Here is a 21,037-nt window from a genome sequence, read left to right on the forward strand (position 1 = left end):
TTAACTAAACACTCAACACTCACACTGCTCGTCAGCGCCAGTGGCCGCTGACGAGCTTCTCCGCCCACATGAGCCCGAAGATCGCCTTGGGCTCGGTGATCTTCCCCTGGCGTATCCACTCGACCGCCTCCAGCACGTCGACTTTCATCACGTCCAGGAACTCGTCGTCGTCGAGCTTGTGCCCGACGTGGGTGAGCTTGCGCGCCTCGAACAGCTCGATGTGCTCGTCGGCGAAGCCGATCGCCGGGTGCAGTGTGCCGAGGTGGCGCCAGTCGGCGGCCTCGTACCCGCATTCCTCGATGAGCTCGCGCTTGGCGGTGGCGAGCGGTTCCTCGCCCTTGTCGATCTTGCCCGCGGGCAGCTCGATGAAGTGGCGGCGCAGCGGATAGCGGAACTGGCGCTCGAGCAGGATCGTGCGTTCGTCGACGAACGCGAGCATGGCGACGGCGCCGGGGTGCTCGATGTACTCGCGGACCGATTCGTGCCCGTTCGGCAGGCGCACGCGGTCTTTCCTCACGTGCAGCAGCACGCCTTCGAAGATGCTCTCGCTGTCGAGGGTGGTCTCGGTGAAGTCGCCGCCGCTCACAGCGACGCCTGGATCGAGTACAGGCAGATGGCCATCAGCGGCTGCGGGACGATGCCGAAGAAGAGCAGCGCCGCGCCGTTGAGGCTCATGAGCGCTTTCACGTCGGCGGTCGGGGCGAGCTTCGTGGTGTCGTCCGGCGTGTCGAAGTACATGAGCTTCACGACGCGCAGGTAGTAGAACGCGCCCACCACCGAGAACAGCACCGCCAGCACCGCGAGCCCGAGGAAGCCCGCGTTGAGGACCGCCTGCAGCACCGCGAGCTTGGCATAGAAGCCCACCATCGGCGGGATCCCGGTCATCGAGAACATGACCAGCAGCATCATGAAGGCGTACCAGGGGCTCCTCTGGTTGAGGCCCTTGAAGTCGGTGAGGTTGTCGGCCTCGAACCCGGCGCGCGAGAGCAGCAGCAGCATCCCGAACGCGGCGAGGTTCGTCAGCACGTAGACGATCATGTAGAACATCGCCGCGGAGAAGCCGTTGTCGTCGCCGGCGAGCACGCCGAGCAGGACGAAGCCCATGTGCGAGATCGTCGAGTACGCGAGCATGCGCTTCAGGTTCGTCTGCACGATGGCGGTGATGTTGCCGATCACCAGCGAGAGCACCGCCATGACGATCAGCATCTGCTGCCAGTGCAGTACGAGCTGCTCATCGCCCAGCGCCTGACCGAGCAGCCGGATGATGAGCGCGAAGCCCGCGAGCTTGGGCACGCTGGAGACGAAGAGCGCGACCGCGTTCGGCGCGCCGTGGTAGACGTCGGGCACCCACATGTGGAAGGGGGCTGCGCCGAGCTCGAAACCGATGCCTGCGACGAGGAACACGAGCCCGAACACGAGCACGGTGCTCACCGTGCTGCCTTCGGAGATGATCTGCGCGAGCTCGGTGATCTCGAGCGTCCCCGTCGCGCCGTAGATCATCGACATGCCGTAGAGCAGCAGGCCCGAGGCGAGCGCGCCCAGCACGAAGTACTTCATCGCCGCCTCGGTCGCGGTCGCCGAGTCGCGCTGGAGCGCGATCATCGAGTACAGCGACAGCATCATGAGCTCCAGCCCGAGATACAGCACGAGCAGGTGGTTGGCCGAGATCATGATCATCATGCCGAGCGTCGCGAACAGGATCAGGGCGAAGAACTCGCCTTTGAACATGTCGCGCGAGCCCAGGTACGCGCGCGAGTACGCGAGCACCAGCATGACCGAGAGCAGCACGATGAGCTTCAGCACGTCGGACATGAAGTCGTCGACGAACATGCCGCTGAAGGTGTAGATCGGCTCGCGCGTCGCCCACATCCACGTGATGACGATCGCGAAGAACAGCGCGCCCTGGGTGAGGCCGTAGGTGACGATGCGGTTCTCTTCCTTGATGAAGAGGTCCGCGATCAGGATGACCGAGACCGCGAGCAGCAGGAAGAGCTCGGGGAACGCGGGCCAGAGGGGCTGTATGTAATCCATTTACGTTCTCAGGGCGCGGTGAGCTTGGACTGCATGACGTGGGCGAGCAGGTCGTCGACCGACACGTGCAGCACGTCCGCGAACGGCGCCGGATGGATGCCCATCCACAGCACCGCGACGGCGAGCGCCCCCAGCACCAGGAACTCGCGCAGGTTGATGTCGGTGAGGTGCGCGACGTGGTCGTTGGCGACGCCGCCGAAGATTACGCGCTTGTACATCCACAGCGTATAGGCGGCGCCCCAGATCAGCGTCGTCGCGGCCGCGAACGCGTACCAGAAGTTCTCCTTCATCGCCCCCATGATCACCATGAACTCGCCGACGAAGCCGCTCGTCGCCGGCAGGCCGGAGTTCGCCATCGCGAACAGCATGAAGAGCGCGGCGAACACCGGCATCCTGTTGACGACCCCGCCGTAGTCCGCGATCTGGCGCGAGTGCAGGCGGTCGTAGAGCACGCCGACGCAGAGGAACAGCGCGCCCGAGATGAAGCCGTGCGAGACCATCTGGATGACCGCGCCTTCGACGCCCTGGGCGTTGAAGATGAAGATGCCCAGCGTCACGAATCCCATGTGCGAGATCGACGAGTAGGCGATCAGCTTCTTCATGTCGGACTGGACCAGCGCGACGAGGCCGATGTACACGATCGCGATCAGCGACAGCGCGATGATGAACCACGCGAGGTCCTGGCTGCCGTCGGGGACGATGGGCAGCGAGATCCGCAGGAAGCCGTAGCCGCCCAGCTTCAGCATGATCGCCGCGAGGACCACCGAGCCGCCGGTCGGCGCCTCGACGTGGGCGTCCGGCAGCCAGGTGTGCACCGGCCACATCGGCACCTTGACCGCGAAAGCCGCGAAGAACGCGAGGAAGATCAGGCGCTGGGCGTCCAGCGGAAGCTGGAGCTGGTACCAGTCGGCGAGCGCGAAGCTGCCGCCCGACGCGTTGTAGAGATAGATGATCGCGATCAACGCGAGCAGCGAGCCGGTCAGCGTGTAGAGGAAGAACTTGAGCGCCGCGTAGACGCGGTTCGGGCCGCCCCAGACGCCGATCACGACGAACATCGGGATCAGGGTCGCCTCGAAGAAGACGTAGAACAGCAGGCCGTCGAGCGCGGCGAACACGCCGTTCATGAACCCCGACAGGAACAGAAACGCCGCCATGTACTGCGCGACGCGCTCCTGGATCACCTGCCAGCCGGCGGCGACGACGAGGATCGTCGTGAAGCTGTTGAGCAGTATGAGCAGCAGCGAGATGCCGTCGATGCCGAGGTGGTAGTTGACGTTGAACGCCTCGATCCACGGCTTGTACTGCACGAACTGGAAGCCGCTCTGGGTGGCGTCGAAGCCGGTGTAGAGCGGGATCGTCACGATGAAGCCGAGCACCGCGCCGACCAGGGCGACGACGCGGGCGACGCCGGCGTGGCGGTCGGAGCCCGTCGTCAGCACGGCGAAGCCGGCGACGATCGGCACCCAGATCGCGAAGGAGAGTAGCGACGAACCCTGCATTGAGCTTCCCTGAAACCCTTGTTGTTATTGCGTCAGAAAGAACAGCGTCAGCAGCACCAGCACACCGAAGATCATCGTGAACGCGTAGTTGTAGATGTAGCCGGTCTGCCAGCGGCGGATGACGGTGGCGGTCCAGCCGATGAGGCGCGCCGAGCCGTTCACGAAGAGGCCGTCGATGATGCCCACGTCGCCGCCTTTCCACAGGCCCTTGCCCAGCGCCCGCGCGCCGCCCGCGAACAGGAACGAGTACAGCTCGTCGAAGTAGTACTTGCGATCGAGGATCGTGTAGAGGAAGCCGGCGCGGCGCTTGATCACGGCGGGCAGATCCGGACGGATCAGGTAGAGGAACACCGCGGTCGCGATCCCGGCGATGGTGAGGAAGAAGGGCAGCGTCGTCAGCGCGTGCGCCATCATCGGCACCACACCGTGGAATTCCTCGCCCATACGACGGAGCACGTCGTGCTCGGGCAGGACGAAGATCGAGCTGCCGAAATAACCGCCGTAGAGCACCGTGCCGATCAACCACCCCGCACAGATCGACGGGATCGCGAGCACGATCAGCGGCACCGTCACCACCCACGGCGACTCGTGCGGCTCGTGACCGTGACCGTGATCGTCATGTCCGTGCGCATCGGTCGGGCTGTGGTGCGCGTCGTGCTTCGCCTCGTTGTGCTCGGTCAGCGCGTGCTCGCCGTGCCCGTGCTCGCCGCGGGCGTCGGCCACGGCGGGCTCGCGGAAGCGCTCGGGACCGTGGAAGGTCATGAAGATGAGCCGGAAGTTGTACAGCGCGGTCAGGAACACCGTCGCCATCACGCAGAAATACGCGAACTCGGCCCCGGTGATGCGCGAGAGGTGCGTCGCCTCGATGATCGAATCCTTCGAGAAGAACCCCGACAGGCCGGGAACGCCCGAGATCGCCAGCGCCGCGATGAACATCGTGCCGTAGGTGATCGGCATGTACTTCCTGAGACCGCCCATGCGCCGCATGTCCTGCTCGTGGTGCATCGCTATGATCACCGAGCCGGCCCCCAGGAACAGCACCGCCTTGAAGAACGCGTGGGTCGCGAGGTGGAAGATCCCCGCGGAGTATGCCGAGGCGCCGAGCGCGACGGTCATGTAGCCGAGCTGCGAGAGCGTCGAGTACGCGACGACGCGCTTGATGTCGTTCTGGACGATCGCGATCAGCGCCATGAAGAACGTGGTGATCGCGCCGATGACGATGACCACCGAGAGCGCGGTCTCCGAGAGCTCGAACAGCGGCGACATGCGCGCCACCATGAAGATGCCGGCCGTCACCATCGTCGCCGCGTGGATCAGCGCGGAGATCGGCGTCGGGCCTTCCATCGAATCGGGCAGCCAGACGTGCAGCGGGAACTGCGCCGACTTACCCATCGCGCCGATGAAGAGCAGGATGCAGATCACGGTCATCAGCGACCACGGCACGCTCGGGAAGATCTCGATGGTGTTGCCGGCGAGCTGTTTCGCCCCCGCGAACACCGCGGCGTAGTCGAGCGTGCCGAAATACATCAGGACGAGAGCGATCCCGAGCAGGAAGCCGAAATCGCCGACCCGGTTCACGAGGAACGCCTTCAGGTTCGCGTAGATCGCCGTCGGGCGGGTGTACCAGAACCCGATCAGCAGGTACGACACCAGGCCCACCGCTTCCCAGCCGAAGAAGAGCTGGAGGAAGTTGTTGCTCATGACGAGCATGAGCATCGAGAACGTGAAGAGCGAGATGTACGAGAAGAAGCGCTGGTACCCCGGGTCGTCGGCCATGTAGCCGATCGTGTACAGGTGCACCATCAGCGACACGAACGACACGACGATCATCATCGTCGCGGAGAGCCGGTCGATCAGGAAGCCGATCTCGAAGCGCGTGTTGCCCGACGTGAGCCAGGTGTAGACGGTGCCGTTGTAGGTGTTGCCGTTCAGCACGTCGTTGTAGACCACGCCCGCGGCGATGACGCACACAATCATGCCGGCGATCGTGACGATGTGCGCGCCGCGGCGCCCGATCGCCCAGCCGAAGAGGCCGGCCAGGATGGCGCCGACGAGCGGCGCCAGCGGCACGACCAGATAGAGCTTTTGCATCGCGGTCATTTCGACTCTTATCCCTTCAGCCTGTCGAGGTCTTCCACGTGGATCGTGCTGATGTTGCGGAACAGGACGACCAGGATGGCGAGGCCGATCGCGGACTCCGCCGCCGCCACCGTCAGGATGAAGAACACGAAGATCTGGCCCGCGGTGTCGTTGAGGAAGTGAGAGAACGCCACGAAGTTCATGTTGACGGCGAGCAGCATGAGCTCGATCGCCATCAGCAGGATGATGATGTTCTTGCGGTTGAGGAAGATGCCGATGATCGAGAGCGCGAACAGGATCGCGCCGAGGACGAGATAGTGCGACAGGGTGATCAAGGCTCCGTCCTTTCGGCCTTCGCTTCTTCGGCGCGCACCGGCGGCATCGAGACGATGCGCACGCGGTCCTGGCGCCTCACCTTCACCTGCACGCCCGGATCCATGCCCTTGACGTTCTTGCGCCGGCGCAGCGTGAGCGCGATGGCCGCGACGATGGCCACCAGCAGGATCACCGCGGCGATCTCGAAGGCGTAGACGTAGTCGGTGTAGATGAGCCGCCCGAGCTCCTTGGTGTTGCTGTAGTTCGGCGGGAGCGCTTCCGGCGGCGGCATGCCCTCGGTGCCGAAGTAGCTGCCGGTCAGGACGATGCCCATCTCGATCACGAGCAGGGTCGCCACCACCGCACCGATCGGCAGATAAGTCCAGAACCCCGCACGCAGCCGCGCGATGTTGATGTCGAGCATCATCACCACGAACAGGAAGAGCACCATCACCGCGCCGACGTACACCAGCACCAGCGCGATTCCGAGGAACTCCGCCTGGAGCCGTATCCAGAGGCCCGCGCAGGTGAAGAACGCGAGCACCAGGAAGAGCGCCGCGTGCACCGGGTTGCGGGCGGTGATCACCGCGACCGCCGCGCCGATCAGGACCGCGGCGAAGAAATAGAAGATGAAAGTTGAGAAAGTCATTTTTTCGTGAACGCGTGAACGGGTGAACAGGTGAACGGGTAAAAGCGAAACCCGCTGGCTGTCCTACCCGTTCACGCGTTCACCCGTTCACTCGTTCACGCCTTTTTATCGGTAAGCCGCGTCCTGTGCGCGGTCCTTGGCAATTTCCGCCTCGTACATGTCCCCGATCGCGAGCAGCATCGGCTTGGTGTAGATGAGGTCGCCGCGCTTCTCGCCGTGATATTCCAGCGTGCGGGTCTCGACGATCGAGTCGACCGGGCACGATTCCTCGCAGAAGCCGCAGAAGATGCACTTGGTGAGGTCGATGTCGTAGCGCGTGGTGCGGCGCGTGCCGTCGTCGCGCTGCTCGGACTCGATCGTGATCGCGAGCGCCGGGCACACCGCCTCGCACAGCTTGCACGCGATGCAGCGCTCTTCGCCGTTGGGGTAGCGGCGCAGCGCGTGCAGGCCCCGGAAGCGCGGGCTCTGCGGCGTCTTCTCCTCGGGGAACATCACGGTGATCTTGCGGTGGAACAGATGCCGGCCGGTGAGCGCCATGCCCTGCAGCAGCTCGAACAGCAGAAACGTGCGGAAGAATTCGCGGACACGGGCCATCATTCGAACGTCCCTCCCCACCAGACCCACAGCGGCGTCTGCATCCACGCGCCGAGCACGACGATCCAGACGAGGGTCACCGGTATGAAGATTTTCCAGCCCAGACGCATGATCTGGTCGTAGCGGTAGCGCGGGAACGTCGCGCGGAACCAGAGGAAGCTGGACACCACCACGAAGACCTTGAGGAACAGCCACGCCATGCTCGGCGCGCCCAGGAACGGGATCGCCGCCGGGAACGGCGACAGCCACCCGCCGAGGAACATGATGCTGCACAGGATCGAGATCAGCCACATGTTCATGTATTCCGCCAGGAAGAACACGGCGAAAGCCACCCCCGAGTACTCGACGTGGAAACCGGCGACGATCTCCGACTCGCCTTCCGCGACGTCGAACGGCGCGCGGTTGGTCTCGGCGACCCCGGCGATGAGATAGGTCAGGAACAGCGGGAACAGCGGGATCAGGTACCAGTTGAACAGCCCGAAATCGCCGCGCTGCCCGCGCACGATGTCGCCGAGGTTCAGGCTCTGCGAGGCCATCAGCACGCCGACGAGCGCGAAGCCCATCGCGATCTCGTACGAGACGATCTGCGCGGCGGAGCGCATCGCGCCGAGAAAGGCGTACTTCGAGTTCGACGCCCAGCCCGCGATGATGACGCCGTAGACGCCCATCGAGGTGATCGCCATGATGTAGAGCAGCGAGGCGTCGATGTTCGAGATCACCAGCTCCGGCGAGAACGGCACGACGGCCCAGGCCGCGATCGCCGGCATGATCGACAGCACCGGCGCGAGCACGAACAGCATCTTGTTCGAGCCGGTGGGGACGATGATCTCCTTGGTGAGGAGCTTCAGCACGTCGGCGAACGGCTGGAGCAGCCCGCGCGGGCCGACGCGGTTCGGGCCGATGCGAATCTGGATCCAGCCGATGAACTTGCGCTCCCAGAGCGTCAGGTACGCGACGCAGAGGATCAGCGGGACCACGATCGCGAGGATCTTCGCGAGCGTCCACACCACCGGCCACGTCGGGCCGAAGAACTGCTGCAGGTTGCCGAGGAAATCCATCAGACCGCCACTTTCTGCTGCGCCGGCACGCGCTCCGCGGTGATGCTGCCGGACATCGCACCCCAGCCCGCGGCGAGGCGGACACAGCCGTCCGGGAGGCGCTCGTCGACGGCGACGGGCACGGTGACCTCGGCGCCCTGCCCGCGAACGCGCAGGAAATCGCCCGGCGCGAGGCGGAGCTGGCCGAACGTCGCCGCGCTCACCCACGCCACCGGCGCGGCGCCGTCGCGGGTCTTCTGCAGCGGCGGCGAGCGGCGGACCAGCGGGTCCGACGCGTAGAGCGGCACTTCGGCGATGCGCTGGAGTCCCTGGGTTTGCGCCTGCGCGAGCGGCGCAAGCGCGGGGGTCGAGAGGCGGTTGCCGAGCTTCCCGATGACCTCGCCCTCGCCCAGCACCTCGCGCTTCACTTCGTCGGCGCTGTCGTAATCGAAGCCCGAAAGGCCCAGCAGGTTGCCGAGCACGCGCAGCACCTTCCACGCGGGGCGTGTCTCGCCCAGCGGCTGCACGCAGCCGGCGAAGCTCTGGACGCGGCCTTCGGTGTTGATGAAGGTGCCGGAGGTCTCGGTGAACGGCCCGATCGGCAGCATCACGTGCGCGTACTCGGCGGCGTGCTCGAAAGGGCTCATCGCGACGACGAGCTCGGCCTGCGCGAGCGCCTCGAGCGTGCGCGCGGGATCGTGCGTATCGAATTGCGGTTCCACGCCGAGAAGCAGGTAAGCCTTCAGCGGCTCGGCGGCCATCTGCATCGCGTTCTTGCCGGCGCCGCCCTTGCCGAACGGCACCGCGCCCGCGATGTAGCCGCCGACGCTGTTCGCGGCTTCGTTGAGCACGCCGAGCTTCGCGCCGGTGAGATCGGAGAGCGCCTGCGCCAGTGCGTGGAGCGCGGCGTACTGCGGATGGTGCTGGGCGTAGTTGCCGAGCAGTATTGCTGAATTCGTCGCGGTGTTCGCGCCGCCGGCGAACGCGTCCGCGAGGCGCTGCGCATTTTCGCTGACTTCGACGCCGTCGGCAGCAATGCGCACGTGGTCGGGAACCGCGACGTTCGCAGCAGCAGCGGCGGCTTTGACCACCTGCGCGAGCATCTGCGCCAGCGCATCGGGCGCCACGATCGCTTTCGCAGTCGTGCGCATCAGAAGATCGTCGTCGACCGCGTGCAGGATCGAGAGCTTGAGGTTCTTCTTCGTGCCCTGGCGGATGCGATGCGCGAGCAGCGGATGCTCGCGCCGCAGCGTGCTGCCGACGACGAGCACCTGGTCGAGCAGCGGGATGTCCTGGATCGGCATGCCGAGCCACGGCGCGCCGGCCGATTTGCCGTCGGCGGAGAAATCGGACTGGCGCAGCCTGAAGTCGACGTTGTTGGAGCCGAGGCCGCGCACCAGCTTCTGGAGGAGATAGAGCTCCTCGAGCGTCTGGTGCGGGAGGGCGAGCGCGCCGATCGACGACGCGCCGTGTTTCTCGCGGATCTCCTTGAGCCGGGTCGCAACGAATTCGAGCGCGACCTTCCAGTCGACCGTCTCCCAGGTGCCGTCGCGCTTCAACATCGGGCGCGCGAGGCGTTGTTCCGAATTGAGGCCTTCGTACGAGAAGCGGTCGCGGTCGGACAGCCAGCACTCGTTGATCGCCTCGTTCTCGCGCGGCAGCACGCGCATCACGCGGTTCTGCTTGATCTGGACGATGAGGTTCGCACCGAGGCTGTCGTGCGGGCTGATCGAGGGACGGCGCGTGAGCTCCCACGTGCGCGCGCTGTAGCGGAACGGCTTCGAAGTCAGCGCGCCGACCGGGCAGAGGTCGATGACGTTGCCGGACAGCTCCGAATCGACCGTCTTGCCGACGAAGGTGATGATCTCGGCATGCTCGCCGCGGCCGATCATGCCGAGCTCCATGATGCCGGCGATCTCCTGGCCGAAGCGGATACAGCGCGTGCAGTGGATGCAGCGCGTCATGTCGGTCGAGATGAGCGGGCCGAGGTTCTTGTTCACCACGACGCGCTTGTCTTCCTCGTAGCGCGAGCCGCTCGCGCCGTAGCCGACCGCGAGGTCCTGGAGCTGACACTCGCCGCCCTGGTCGCAGATCGGGCAGTCGAGCGGATGGTTTATCAGCAGGAACTCCATCACGCCCTTCTGGGCGTCGACCGCGAGGTCGGAGTGCGTCCAGACCTTCATGCCTTTGGTGACCGGCGTCGCGCACGCGGGGAGCGGTTTGGGCGCTTTCTCCACGTGCACCAGGCACATGCGGCAGTTGGCGGCGATCGACAGCTTCCTGTGATAGCAGAAATGCGGCACGTAGACGCCGAGCTTGTTGCACGCGTCCATCACGGTGCTGCCTTCGGGCACCTCGAGCGCCTTACCGTCGATCTCTAGGTCTAGCATGGGTTCTCAGATGTAATCGGGCACAAGACATTTCTTGTGATCGATGTGGTGCTGGAATTCGTCGCGGTAGTGCTTGATGAACGCGCGCACCGGCATCGCGGCGGCGTCGCCGAGCGCGCAGATCGTGCGGCCCTGGATGTTGTCGGCGACGTCGTTCAGCATCGCGAGGTCCTCGGACTTGCCGCGGCCGTGCTCGATGCGGTCGACCATGCGGTACAGCCAGCCGGTGCCTTCGCGGCACGGCGTGCACTGGCCGCACGACTCCTCGTAATAGAAGTACGACAGCCGCAGCAGCGAGCGCACCATGCAGCGCGTCTCGTCCATGACGATCACCGCGCCGGAGCCGAGCATCGATCCCGCCTTGGCGATCGAGTCGTAGTCCATGTCAGTCTGCATCATGATCTCGCCCGGCAGCACCGGCATCGACGAGCCGCCCGGGATGACCGCCTTGATCTTCCTGCCGCCGCGCATGCCGCCCGCCATCTCGAGCAGCTTCGCGAACGGGGTGCCGAGGCGGATCTCGTAGTTGCCGGGACGCGCGACGTCGCCCGAGATCGAGAAGATCTTGGTGCCGCCGTTGTTGGGCTTGCCCAGCTCGAGGAAGGCCTGGCCGCCGTTCATGATGATCCACGGCACCGCGGCGAAGGTCTCGGTGTTGTTGATCGTGGTCGGCTTGCCGTAGAGGCCGTAGCTCGCGGGGAAAGGCGGCTTGAAGCGCGGCTGGCCTTTCTTGCCTTCGAGCGACTCGAGCAGCGCGGTCTCTTCGCCGCAGATGTACGCGCCGAAACCGTGATGGCCGTACAGCTCGTAGCTGAAGCCCGAGCCCAGGATGTTCCGGCCGAGGTAGCCCGCGGCGCGCGCTTCGGCGAGCGCTTCCTCGAAGCGCTCGTACACGTCCCAGATCTCGCCGTGGATGTAGTTGTAGCCGACCGGAGCGCCCATCGCGTAACCCGCGATGATCATCCCTTCGATGACGATGTGCGGGTTGTAGCGCAGGAGGTCCCGGTCCTTGAACGTGCCGGGCTCGCCTTCATCGGAATTGCAGACCACGTACTTCACGCCGGTGTAGTTCTTCGGCATGAACGTCCACTTCAGCCCCGTCGGAAAGCCCGCGCCGCCGCGGCCGCGCAGCGCCGACGCCTTGACCTCGTTGATCACCTGCTCGGGCGTCATGCCCTCGCTGAGGATCTTCTTCAGCGCCTGGTAGCCGCCGCGCGACTCGTAATCCTTGAGGCGCCAGTTCAGGCCGTTCAGGCCTTTCATCAGGATCGCGTCCGGGCCGAAGATCTCTCCGGCGAACGGCGGAACGGGAAGTCCCATCAGTCGAGGTCCTTCAGCAGCTGGTCGAGCCGCTCGGGCGACATCGCGCACAGCATGCGTTTGTTGTTGTGCAGGAACACCGGGGCGTCGCCGCACGCGCCCATGCACTCGCCTTCCTTCAGCGTGATGCGCCCGTCGGGCGTGGTCTCGTTGAAGTCGATGCCGAGCCTGTCCTTGAGATGCTTGGCGGCGAGCGTCGCGCCCTGCAGCGCGCACGGGAGGTTGGTGCAGACCGTGAGCTTGTGGCGGCCGACCGGTTTCAGGTCGTACATCGTGTAGAACGACGCGACCTCGTAGACCGCGATCGGCGGCATCTCGAGGTACTGAGCGACGAAATCCATCGTCTCGACCGAGAGCCAGCCCTTCTCGTCCTGCGCGATGGTGAGCGCAGCCATCACGGCCGACTGCTTCTGGTCGGACGGATACTTGGCGACGGCCTCGTCGATCTTCTTCAGCGCGTCGGGCGACAGCAGCATCGGGGCGTTCATCGGTCGATCTCCCCGAAGACGATGTCCTGGGTGCCGATGATCGCGACCGCATCGGCGATCATGTGGCCGCGCGCCATCTCGTCGAAAGCGGCGAGGTGCGCGAAACCCGGCGCGCGGATCTTGAGGCGATACGGCTTGTTCGCGTTGTCCGACACGAGGTAGATGCCGAACTCGCCCTTGGGATGCTCGACCGCGGCATACGCTTCGCCGTCCGGCACGTGCATGCCTTCGGTGAAGAGCTTGAAGTGATGGATGAGCTCTTCCATGTTGCTCTTCATCGACACGCGCGAAGGCGGGGCGACCTTGAAGTTGTCGACCATGACCGGACCGGAGTTCGCGCGCAGCCACGCGATGCACTGTTTGACGATGCGGTTGGCCTGGCGCATTTCCTCGACGCGCACCAGATAACGGTCGTAGCAGTCGCCGTTGACGCCGACCGGCACGTCGAAATCCATGCGGTCGTAGACCTCGTACGGCTGCTTCTTGCGCAGGTCCCACTCGATGCCCGAGCCGCGGAGCATCGGACCGGTGAAGCCGAGCGCGACCGCGCGCTCGGGCGTCACCACGCCGATGCCGACGGTGCGCTGCTTCCAGATGCGGTTGTCGGTGAGCAGCGTCTCGTAATCGTCGATGTATTTCGGGAAGCGGTCGGTGAAGTCCTCGATGAAGTCGAGCACCGAGCCCTGGCGGTTCTTGTTGAGCTCGCGGATCGTCGATTCGTTGCGGAACTTGCTCGCGGTGTACTGCGGCATGCGGTCCGGCAGGTCGCGATAGACGCCGCCCGGACGGTAGTACGCCGCGTGCATGCGCGCGCCCGACACCGCTTCGTACACGTCCATGAGGTCTTCGCGCTCGCGGAAGCAGTACAGGAAGACGGTCATCGCGCCGATGTCCAGACCGTGCGCGCCCAGCCACAGGAGGTGGTTGAGGATGCGAGTGATCTCGTCGAACATGACGCGGATGTACTGAGCGCGGATCGGCACCTCGATGCCGAGCAGCTTCTCGATCGCCATCACGTACGCGTGCTCGTTGCACATCATCGAGACGTAATCGAGGCGGTCCATGTACGGCACCGACTGGATGAACGTCTTGTACTCGGCGAGCTTCTCGGTCGCGCGGTGCAGGAGGCCGATGTGCGGATCGGCGCGCTCGATGACCTCGCCGTCGAGCTCGAGCACGAGACGCAGCACGCCGTGGGCCGCCGGATGCTGCGGCCCGAAGTTCATGGTGTAGTTGCGAATCTCCGCCACGCTCAAACGCCTTTCTTGTCGATGTCGACGTCCGCGTAGTTCTCCTCGCGGATGATGCGCGGCGTGATCTCGCGCGGCTCGATCGTGACGGGCTGGTAGATCACGCGCTGCTGGTCGGGGTCGTAGCGCATCTCGACGTTGCCGGAGAGCGGGAAGTCCTTGCGGAAGGGATGCCCGACGAAGCCGTAGTCGGTGAGGAGGCGCCGCAGGTCGGGATGGCCCTCGAAGATGATGCCGTAGAGGTCGAACGCTTCGCGCTCGTACCAGTTCGCCGCCGGCCACACGCCGATGACCGAGGACACGACCGGGAAGTCGTCGTCGGGGGCGAAGACGCGCAGCCGCAGGCGCCAGTTGTTGGTGATCGACAGCAGGTGGTAGACGACCGCGAAGCGCGCGCCTTCCCAGTTGCCGCCGTATGCGCTGTAGTCCATGCCGCAGAGGTCGGTCATCTGCGCGAACGCGAGGCTCGGCGTGTCGCGCAGCGCGGTCGCGACTTCGATCAGGTTCGCGGCCTTCACGACCGCGGTCACTTCGCCGAGCTTGGTGTCGACGGCGAGCCGGTCGCCGAACGTCGTTCCCAGCGCTTCAGTAAGGGTGTCGAGCCGGGACATCAGCGGGCGATCGTGTTGGTGCGCTTGATCTTGTTCTGCAACTGGATCAGGCCGTAGAGCAGCGCTTCCGCGGTGGGCGGGCAGCCGGGCACGTAGATGTCGACCGGCACGATGCGGTCGCAGCCGCGCACGACCGAATAGGAATAGTGATAGTAGCCGCCGCCGTTCGCGCAGCTTCCCATCGAGATCACCCAGCGCGGCTCGGCCATCTGGTCGTACACCTTGCGCAGCGCGGGCGCCATCTTGTTGCACAGCGTGCCGGCGACGATCATCACGTCGGACTGGCGCGGGCTCGGACGGAACACGATGCCGAAGCGATCCAGATCGTAGCGTGCGGCGCCGGCGTGCATCATCTCGACCGCGCAGCACGCGAGGCCGAAGGTCATCGGCCACAGGCTGCCGGTGCGGGTCCAGTTCAGCAGCTTGTCGGTCGTCGTGGTGACGAAGCCTTTGTCGGAAATGTTCTCAGGAGCACCCATCAGGCCGCCTCCGCACGTGTACCGGTGAATCCGCGACCGGTGGCGTCGGCCGCCGACGCCGACTCGACTGGTCGCATCCCCACGCAAGCGTGGGGCCCCTGCTTCCCGTCTCGCGTCGTCACTCCCACTCCAATGCGCCCTTCATCCATTCGTAGATGAAGCCCACGACGAGAATGGCGAGGAACAGCACCATCGCGAGGAAACCGAAGAGGCCGATCTCCTGCAGCACGACGGCCCACGGAAAGAGGAAAGCGATCTCGAGGTCGAACAGGATGAAGAGGATCGCGATCAGGTAGTAGCGCACGTCGAACTTCATGCGCGCGTCCTCGAAGGCTTCGAACCCGCACTCGTACGGCGACAGCTTCTCGGGATCGGGCCGGTGGATGCCCAGCAGCCGCGAGATCCCGCCGCCGATCAGCAGCATGACCACGCCGAGGCCGAGCCCGACGACGATGAACATCAGTACGGGAAAATAATTTTCGAGCATCTTCGAATCAGGATTCAGTTGTCAGGATTCAGGATTCAGGGATGCTGCGCTTTGCATTGACTGAATCCTGGTATCTGGATCCCGAATCCTGCAATTTTGGTGTCGACGGAGAGACTCGAACTCTCACGGCTTTCGCCACTGCCCCCTCAAGACAGCGTGTCTACCAATTCCACCACGTCGACAAAAACTCCAGTGTTCAGTGTTGAGTGTTTAGTTGTGAGTGAAACCCGACCCCAATAAACACTCAACGCTAAGCACTCAACACTATTTCGGCACTTCCTGCGCCCTTCCGGCCTCCGCGGGCGGCGTCGCCGTTCCCGGCGGCAGCGGCTGCGCTTCGGACCTGCCGGGCGGGGTCTGCCCCGGGATCTCCAGCGGCGTCTGGCCCGGCGTCTTCTGCTGCGTCACCGGGTGATCCGCCATCACGCCGCGGTTGTCGCCCTTGCGGGACGAGAGATACGTGAGGCCGAGGCTCGTCAGGAAAAACACGAGCGCCAGTATCGCCGTCGCGCGCGACAGGAAGTTCGCCGAGCCGGCCGAGCCGAACACGCTGCCGGCCGAGCCGCTGCCGAAAGCGGCGCCCACGTCCGCGCCCTTGCCGTGCTGGAGCAGCACGAGACCGCAGATACCGATCGCGGCCAGCACGTGCAACACCAGAATGCCTGTTTCCATCTCTACTCGTTCAGTTCGCTCGGTTGCGTGTGCGTCAGTTGCGCACAACCGCAGCGCGGCAAATCGTCAACATCTCGTTGGCGTCCAGCGACGCCCCACCGATCAGGCCGCCGTCGATGTCCGGCATGCCGAAAAGCTGCGCGGCGTTCGCGCCTTTGACACTTCCTCCGTAGAGGATTTGCACGTTCGCGGCAATGGCCGCGTCGGCGCGTTCGACCCGGCCGCGGATGAAGGCATGCACACTCTGCGCCTGATCCTTTGTTGCCGTCTTGCCCGTGCCGATCGCCCATACCGGCTCGTACGCGATCACGGCGTGGGCGAACGTCTCGGCGCCCGATCGCTCGAGCACCGCATCGAGCTGCGCGGCGACCACTTTTTCGGTCTCGCCGGCCTCGCGCTGCGCGAGAGTCTCGCCGACGCACAGGATCGGCGTGAGCCCGGCTTTCAGCGCCGCTTCGTACTTCTGGGCCACGATGCCGTTCGCCTCGCCGAAGAGCGTGCGCCGCTCCGAATGGCCGACGATCACGTAGCGGCAGCCGAAGTCCACCAGCATGGCGCCGGACACTTCGCCCGTGTACGCACCCGCATCGAACTGCGACAGGTTTTGCGCGCCCCACGCGATGCCGGAGCCTGACAGCGACTGCTGCACTTGCGCGAGGTAAGGGAAAGGCGCGCAGACCGCGACTTTCACGCCCGCCACACGCGACAGACCTTCGACGAGCGCGCCGAGCAACGTCTGGTTCGTAGCCAGGTTGCCGTTCATCTTCCAGTTACCCGCTACGAACTTGTTGCGCATTGCAAAGCGAAGACGCTCAAACCGTTGAATTTTACACGTGCCGGACTGGGAGGGCAACGCAATGACGCGCGCAAGGTCGGCGCGCGCGCCGATTCAGCACGCGGCACGCACCGCATCGGCGATCGTCTCGGCCCAGCGGCGCACTTCCGGCTCGTCCCGGCCTTCGACCATCACCCGGATCAGCGGCTCGGTGCCCGAGGCGCGCAGCAGCACGCGGCCCGTGCCGTCGAGCGCGCGCTCGGCGTCGGCGACCGCCTGCGCAACGGCCTTGTGCGAGGCGAAATCGAAGCGCTCCTTGACCGCGACGTTCACGAGCACCTGCGGATAGAGCGTGATGTCGCGCGTGGCTTCGGGGAGCTTCGCGCCGGATTCGGCGAGCGCGTCGAGCACCATCAGCGCCGAGACGATGCCGTCGCCGGTCGTGTGCTTGTCGAGATAGACGATGTGTCCGGAGTTCTCGCCGCCGAGGTGCCAGTTGCGCTCGTTGAGCGTCTCCAGCACGTAGCGATCGCCGACGTTGGCGCGCGTGAACGGGACGTCCAGCTTGGCGAGCGCGTGCTCGAGGCCGAGATTGCTCATCAGCGTGCCGACCACGCCGCCGCGCAGCAGGCCGCGCGCGCGACGGTGCCTGGCGATGACGTACAGAAGCTGGTCGCCGTCGTAGATCTCCCCCGCGGCGTCGACCATGATCAGGCGGTCGGCGTCGCCGTCGAGCGCGATGCCGAGATCGGCCCTGGCGTTGACGACCTCCGCCTGCAGCGTCTTCGGATGCGTCGCACCGAAGCCCGCGTTGATGTTGAAGCCGTCGGGACTCACGCCGATCGGGATCACGTCGGCGCCCAGCTCGTGGAAGACGCACGGCGCGATCTGGTAGGCCGCGCCGTGCGCGCTGTCGACGACGATGCGCATGCCCTTCAGATCGAGCCGCGTCGGGAAGGTGCTCTTGCAGAACTCGATGTAGCGGCCCTGCGCGTCCTCCATGCGGCGCGCCTTGCCGAGCTTGGCGGAGTGCTCGCAGGCGAGCGGCTCGTCGAGCAGGCGCTCGATCTCGACCTCGGTCTCGTCGGGAAGCTTGGCGCCGTCGCCGGAGAAGAACTTGATCCCGTTGTCGTCGTAAGGGTTGTGGGACGCGCTGATGACGATGCCCGCCGACAGGCGCAGCGCGCGCGTGAGATACGCGACCGCGGGCGTCGGCATCGGGCCGACGAGCACGATGTCGACACCGGCGGCGGACAGTCCCGCCTGCAGCGCCGACTCGAGCATGTAGCCCGACACGCGCGTGTCCTTGCCGATCAGCACCGTCGGGTGCTGGTCCGAGACGTGCCGCGCCGCAAGCACCTTGCCCGCGGAGTACCCGAGCTTCATCACGAAGTCCGGGGTGATCGGCGCCGTGCCGACCCGCCCTCTCACGCCATCGGTGCCGAAGTACTTGCGTTTCATCTTGTCGCGATCCGCTCAATTCACAGGAGCGGCATTCTACCGCTCAACGTCTGCCACACGAGGAGCGCGTCGCGCGTCGCCGTGACATCGTGCACGCGCACGATGCGCGCGCCGCGCTCGATGGCGAACAGCGCCGCCGCGACGCTTGCATACACGCGGTGAACGGGCTCGCGGCCGGTGATCTTCCCCAGCATCGCCTTGCGCGACAGACCGGCGAGCACCGGAAATCCGAGCGCGGTGAGCTCGTGCAAGTTGCCCAGCAGCGCGAGGTTGTGATCAAAGGTCTTGCCGAAGCCGAAACCCGGATCGAGCACGATACGGTCGCGGGCGATGCCTGCCGCCATCGCGGCTGCGGCACGGCCCGCGAGATAGTCGCGCACCTCGCGCACGACATCTTCGTACTGCGGCGCCTGCTGCATCGTCTGCGGGTCGCCCTGCTTGTGCATGAGGCATACCGCGGCGTTCGTCGCGGCGATCGCGGCGAGCGCGCCCTCGCCTTCGGCGGCGCTGATGTCGTTGACGAGGCTCGCGCCGGCCGCGAGCGCTTCGCGCATGAGCGCCGGCTTGCGCGTGTCGACCGAGACCGGCACGCCGCAGTCCGTGAGCGCTTCGATCACCGGCAGCACGCGGCGGCGCTCGTCGTCGAGCGAAACCGGCGCCGCCCCCGGGCGCGTCGATTCGCCGCCGATGTCGAGGATGTCCGCGCCTTCTTCGATCAGCGTCTTCGCGTGCGCGATCGCGGCGTCACGCGAGGCGTAAAGGCCGCCGTCGGAGAACGAATCGGGGGTGACGTTTACAACCCCCATCAGCAATGGACGCTCGGTCTCGAGCGCGAACTTCCCGAGCCGCAGCAACATCACTGCGTGAACGGGTGAAGGGGTGAACGGGTGAAGAGCATCGTGGCGATTCCTGCGGCGACGTCCAGAAGACAAAAACCCTCTCTCCGTTGCCGAAGAGAGGGTTCGAAGTCTAGCCGGTTTAACCCGTTCACCCGTTCACTCGTTCACCCGTTTACGCCTTGCTTATCGCGGCGCCCACGGTCGCTCGCCGCCTCAGGCTTCGGGTGCGGCCGTAGCAGTCGGCGTCGGCGTCGGCGTGCTGTCGCGCGGCGGATGCTGCGCCGGCGGCTGCGTGGGCTTGGGCGGACGCGGCTCGCGGCCTTCCATGATGTCGTTGATCTGGTCGGCGTCGATCGTTTCCCACTCGAGCAGGCACGTCGCCATCTTCTCGACCTTCTCGCGATGCTCCTCGATGATCGAGCGCGCGACGCCGTACTGCTGGTCGATGATGCGGCGGATCTCGGCGTCGACCTGCTGCAGCGTCGACTCCGACACGTTCTTGTGCGTGGTGATGGAGCGCCCCAGGAAGACTTCGCCTTCGTTCTCGCCGTACACCATCGGTCCGAGGTTGTCGCTCATGCCCCAGCGCACGACCATGTTGCGCGCCATGTCGGTCGCACGCTCGAAGTCGTTCGAAGCGCCGGTCGTCATCTGGCTCATGAAGATCTCTTCGGCGATGCGCCCGCCGAACAGCACCGAGATGTTCTGCAGGATCTGCTCGCGATCCATGCTGTAGCGGTCTTCCTGCGGAAGCTGCATGGTCACGCCGAGGGCGCGGCCGCGCGGGATGATCGTCACCTTGTGGACCGGATCGGTGCGCGAGAGCTTGCGCGCGACCACGGCGTGACCCGCCTCGTGGTACGCGGTGTTCTTGCGCTCGTGCTCCGGCATCACGATGGAGCGGCGCTCCGCGCCCATGATGATCTTGTCCTTGGCGCGCTCGAAGTCGTCCATGTCGACGAGGCGCTTGTTGCCGCGGGCGGCGAACAGCGACGCTTCGTTGACGAGGTTCGCGAGATCGGCGCCCGAGAAGCCCGGGGTGCCGCGCGCGAGAATGTCGGGACGCACGTCCGGCGCGACCGGGACCTTGCGCATGTGGACCTGGAGGATCTGCTCGCGGCCGCGGATATCCGGAAGCGGCACGACCACCTGCCGATCGAAACGACCGGGGCGCAGCAGCGCCGGGTCGAGCACGTCGGGACGGTTGGTCGCCGCGATGACGATCACGCCCGAGTTCGCCTCGAAGCCGTCCATCTCGACGAGAAGCTGGTTGAGCGTCTGCTCGCGCTCGTCGTTGCCGCCGCCGAGGCCCGCGCCGCGCTGGCGGCCGACCGCGTCGATCTCGTCGATGAACACGATGCAGGGCGAATGCTTCTTCGCCTGCTCGAACATGTCGCGGACACGCGCCGCGCCCACGCCGACGAACATCTCGACGAAGTCCGAGCCGGAGATCGAGAAGAACGGGACTTTCGCTTCACCCGCGATCGCGCGGGCGAGCAGCGTCTTGCCGGTGCCGGGATTGCCGACCATCAGCACGCCGCGCGGGATGCGGCCGCCGAGCTTCTGGAACTTGGACGGGTCGCGCAGGAACTCGACGAGCTCCGCGACTTCCTCTTTCGCTTCTTCACAGCCCGCCACGTCCGCGAACGTGACGGTGTTGTTCGACTCGTCCAGCATGCGCGCGCGGCTCTTGCCGAAGGAGAACGCGCCGCCGCGTCCCCCGCCCTGCATCTGGCGCATGAAGAATATCCATACACCGATCAGGAGCAGCATCGGGAACCACGAGACGAAGATGTTCATGAGCAGCGAAGGCTCTTCCTCGGGCTTCGCTTCGATGATCACGCCGTTCTTGAGCAGGTCGGAGACCAGCCACGGGTCGGACGGCGAATAGGTCTGGAACCGCTCGCCGCTCTGCTTGACGCCCTTCAGCACCCGGCCTTCGATGGTCACCTTGGCGATGCGTCCCTGCTTCACCTCTTCGATGAACTGGGAATACTCCATCGGCTTCTGGGTGCTCTGCCGCGTGCTGAACTGGTTGAAAACGGTCATGAGGACCAGTGC

At 65.5% G+C, this 21,037-nt stretch carries 20 protein-coding genes and 1 tRNA gene; all 21 read right to left on the minus strand.

Annotation, left to right across the window (positions count from 1 at the left end):
* Window positions 1-31 precede the first annotated feature (31 nt).
* The 21 genes from VHP37_16125 to ftsH all read right to left on the minus strand — a co-directional run bounded on the left by VHP37_16125 (window position 32) and on the right by ftsH (window position 21,025).
* Complete coding sequence (locus VHP37_16125; GenBank protein HEX2827881.1) at window positions 32-586, minus strand: NUDIX hydrolase; 555 nt, start codon at window positions 584-586, stop codon at window positions 32-34.
* A complete protein-coding gene (gene nuoN, locus VHP37_16130; GenBank protein HEX2827882.1) occupies window positions 583-2,031 on the minus strand; it encodes an NADH-quinone oxidoreductase subunit NuoN in 1,449 nt (482 codons plus the stop codon). Before nuoN ends, VHP37_16125 begins: the two co-directional genes overlap by 4 nt.
* An 8-nt stretch (window positions 2,032-2,039) precedes the next feature.
* Window positions 2,040-3,530, minus strand: a complete 1,491-nt coding sequence (locus VHP37_16135; protein ID HEX2827883.1) for an NADH-quinone oxidoreductase subunit M — start codon at window positions 3,528-3,530, stop codon at window positions 2,040-2,042.
* Between the two features lie 24 nt (window positions 3,531-3,554).
* Window positions 3,555-5,630 (minus strand): NADH-quinone oxidoreductase subunit L, encoded by a 2,076-nt coding sequence (gene nuoL, locus VHP37_16140; protein ID HEX2827884.1) that lies wholly within the window; start codon window positions 5,628-5,630, stop codon window positions 3,555-3,557.
* Between the two features lie 8 nt (window positions 5,631-5,638).
* Window positions 5,639-5,944: an NADH-quinone oxidoreductase subunit NuoK gene (gene nuoK, locus VHP37_16145; GenBank protein HEX2827885.1), complete on the minus strand. Its 306-nt coding sequence runs from the start codon at window positions 5,942-5,944 to the stop codon at window positions 5,639-5,641.
* Window positions 5,941-6,573 (minus strand): NADH-quinone oxidoreductase subunit J, encoded by a 633-nt coding sequence (locus tag VHP37_16150; protein ID HEX2827886.1) that lies wholly within the window; start codon window positions 6,571-6,573, stop codon window positions 5,941-5,943. Before VHP37_16150 ends, nuoK begins: the two co-directional genes overlap by 4 nt.
* 105 nt (window positions 6,574-6,678) lie before the next feature.
* Window positions 6,679-7,167: an NADH-quinone oxidoreductase subunit NuoI gene (nuoI, locus tag VHP37_16155; protein HEX2827887.1), complete on the minus strand. Its 489-nt coding sequence runs from the start codon at window positions 7,165-7,167 to the stop codon at window positions 6,679-6,681.
* The gene (nuoH, locus tag VHP37_16160) at window positions 7,167-8,225 is read right to left on the minus strand and encodes an NADH-quinone oxidoreductase subunit NuoH (protein ID HEX2827888.1); all 1,059 of its coding nucleotides are present in this window, start codon (window positions 8,223-8,225) and stop codon (window positions 7,167-7,169) included. The genes nuoI and nuoH overlap by 1 nt, the downstream gene beginning before the upstream one ends.
* Window positions 8,225-10,594, minus strand: coding sequence for an NADH-quinone oxidoreductase subunit NuoG (gene nuoG / locus VHP37_16165; protein HEX2827889.1), 2,370 nt, complete (start codon window positions 10,592-10,594; stop codon window positions 8,225-8,227). Before nuoG ends, nuoH begins: the two co-directional genes overlap by 1 nt.
* 6 nt (window positions 10,595-10,600) lie before the next feature.
* Entirely contained in the window at window positions 10,601-11,914 is a 1,314-nt protein-coding gene (gene nuoF, locus VHP37_16170; protein HEX2827890.1) for an NADH-quinone oxidoreductase subunit NuoF, read from the minus strand.
* Window positions 11,914-12,387, minus strand: coding sequence for an NADH-quinone oxidoreductase subunit NuoE (gene nuoE, locus VHP37_16175; GenBank protein ID HEX2827891.1), 474 nt, complete (start codon window positions 12,385-12,387; stop codon window positions 11,914-11,916). The genes nuoF and nuoE overlap by 1 nt, the downstream gene beginning before the upstream one ends.
* An 11-nt stretch (window positions 12,388-12,398) precedes the next feature.
* A complete protein-coding gene (locus VHP37_16180; protein ID HEX2827892.1) occupies window positions 12,399-13,652 on the minus strand; it encodes an NADH-quinone oxidoreductase subunit D in 1,254 nt (417 codons plus the stop codon).
* Window positions 13,653-13,654: 2 nt separating this feature from the next.
* Window positions 13,655-14,266 (minus strand): NADH-quinone oxidoreductase subunit C, encoded by a 612-nt coding sequence (locus VHP37_16185; GenBank protein ID HEX2827893.1) that lies wholly within the window; start codon window positions 14,264-14,266, stop codon window positions 13,655-13,657.
* Window positions 14,263-14,742, minus strand: coding sequence for an NADH-quinone oxidoreductase subunit B family protein (locus VHP37_16190; GenBank protein HEX2827894.1), 480 nt, complete (start codon window positions 14,740-14,742; stop codon window positions 14,263-14,265). Before VHP37_16190 ends, VHP37_16185 begins: the two co-directional genes overlap by 4 nt.
* A 118-nt stretch (window positions 14,743-14,860) precedes the next feature.
* On the minus strand, window positions 14,861-15,229 hold the full coding sequence (locus VHP37_16195) for an NADH-quinone oxidoreductase subunit A (protein ID HEX2827895.1): 369 nt from the start codon (window positions 15,227-15,229) through the stop codon (window positions 14,861-14,863).
* 97 nt (window positions 15,230-15,326) lie between these two features.
* A tRNA-Leu gene (locus tag VHP37_16200) sits at window positions 15,327-15,411 on the minus strand.
* Window positions 15,412-15,493: 82 nt separating this feature from the next.
* A complete protein-coding gene (secG, locus tag VHP37_16205; protein HEX2827896.1) occupies window positions 15,494-15,901 on the minus strand; it encodes a preprotein translocase subunit SecG in 408 nt (135 codons plus the stop codon).
* Window positions 15,902-15,935: 34 nt separating this feature from the next.
* Window positions 15,936-16,697 carry a triose-phosphate isomerase gene (gene tpiA / locus VHP37_16210; protein HEX2827897.1) on the minus strand — a complete coding sequence of 254 codons (762 nt, stop codon included), beginning with the start codon at window positions 16,695-16,697 and terminating at the stop codon, window positions 15,936-15,938.
* 93 nt (window positions 16,698-16,790) lie between these two features.
* On the minus strand, window positions 16,791-18,137 hold the full coding sequence (gene glmM, locus VHP37_16215; protein ID HEX2827898.1) for a phosphoglucosamine mutase: 1,347 nt from the start codon (window positions 18,135-18,137) through the stop codon (window positions 16,791-16,793).
* Window positions 18,138-18,157: 20 nt separating this feature from the next.
* A complete protein-coding gene (folP, locus tag VHP37_16220; GenBank protein ID HEX2827899.1) occupies window positions 18,158-18,994 on the minus strand; it encodes a dihydropteroate synthase in 837 nt (278 codons plus the stop codon).
* A 195-nt stretch (window positions 18,995-19,189) separates the two neighbouring features.
* A complete protein-coding gene (gene ftsH, locus VHP37_16225) occupies window positions 19,190-21,025 on the minus strand; it encodes an ATP-dependent zinc metalloprotease FtsH (GenBank protein ID HEX2827900.1) in 1,836 nt (611 codons plus the stop codon).
* Window positions 21,026-21,037: the final 12 nt, after the last annotated feature.

The sequence above is a fragment of the Burkholderiales bacterium genome (genome assembly GCA_036262035.1).
GTDB lineage: Bacteria > Pseudomonadota > Gammaproteobacteria > Burkholderiales > SG8-41 > JAQGMV01.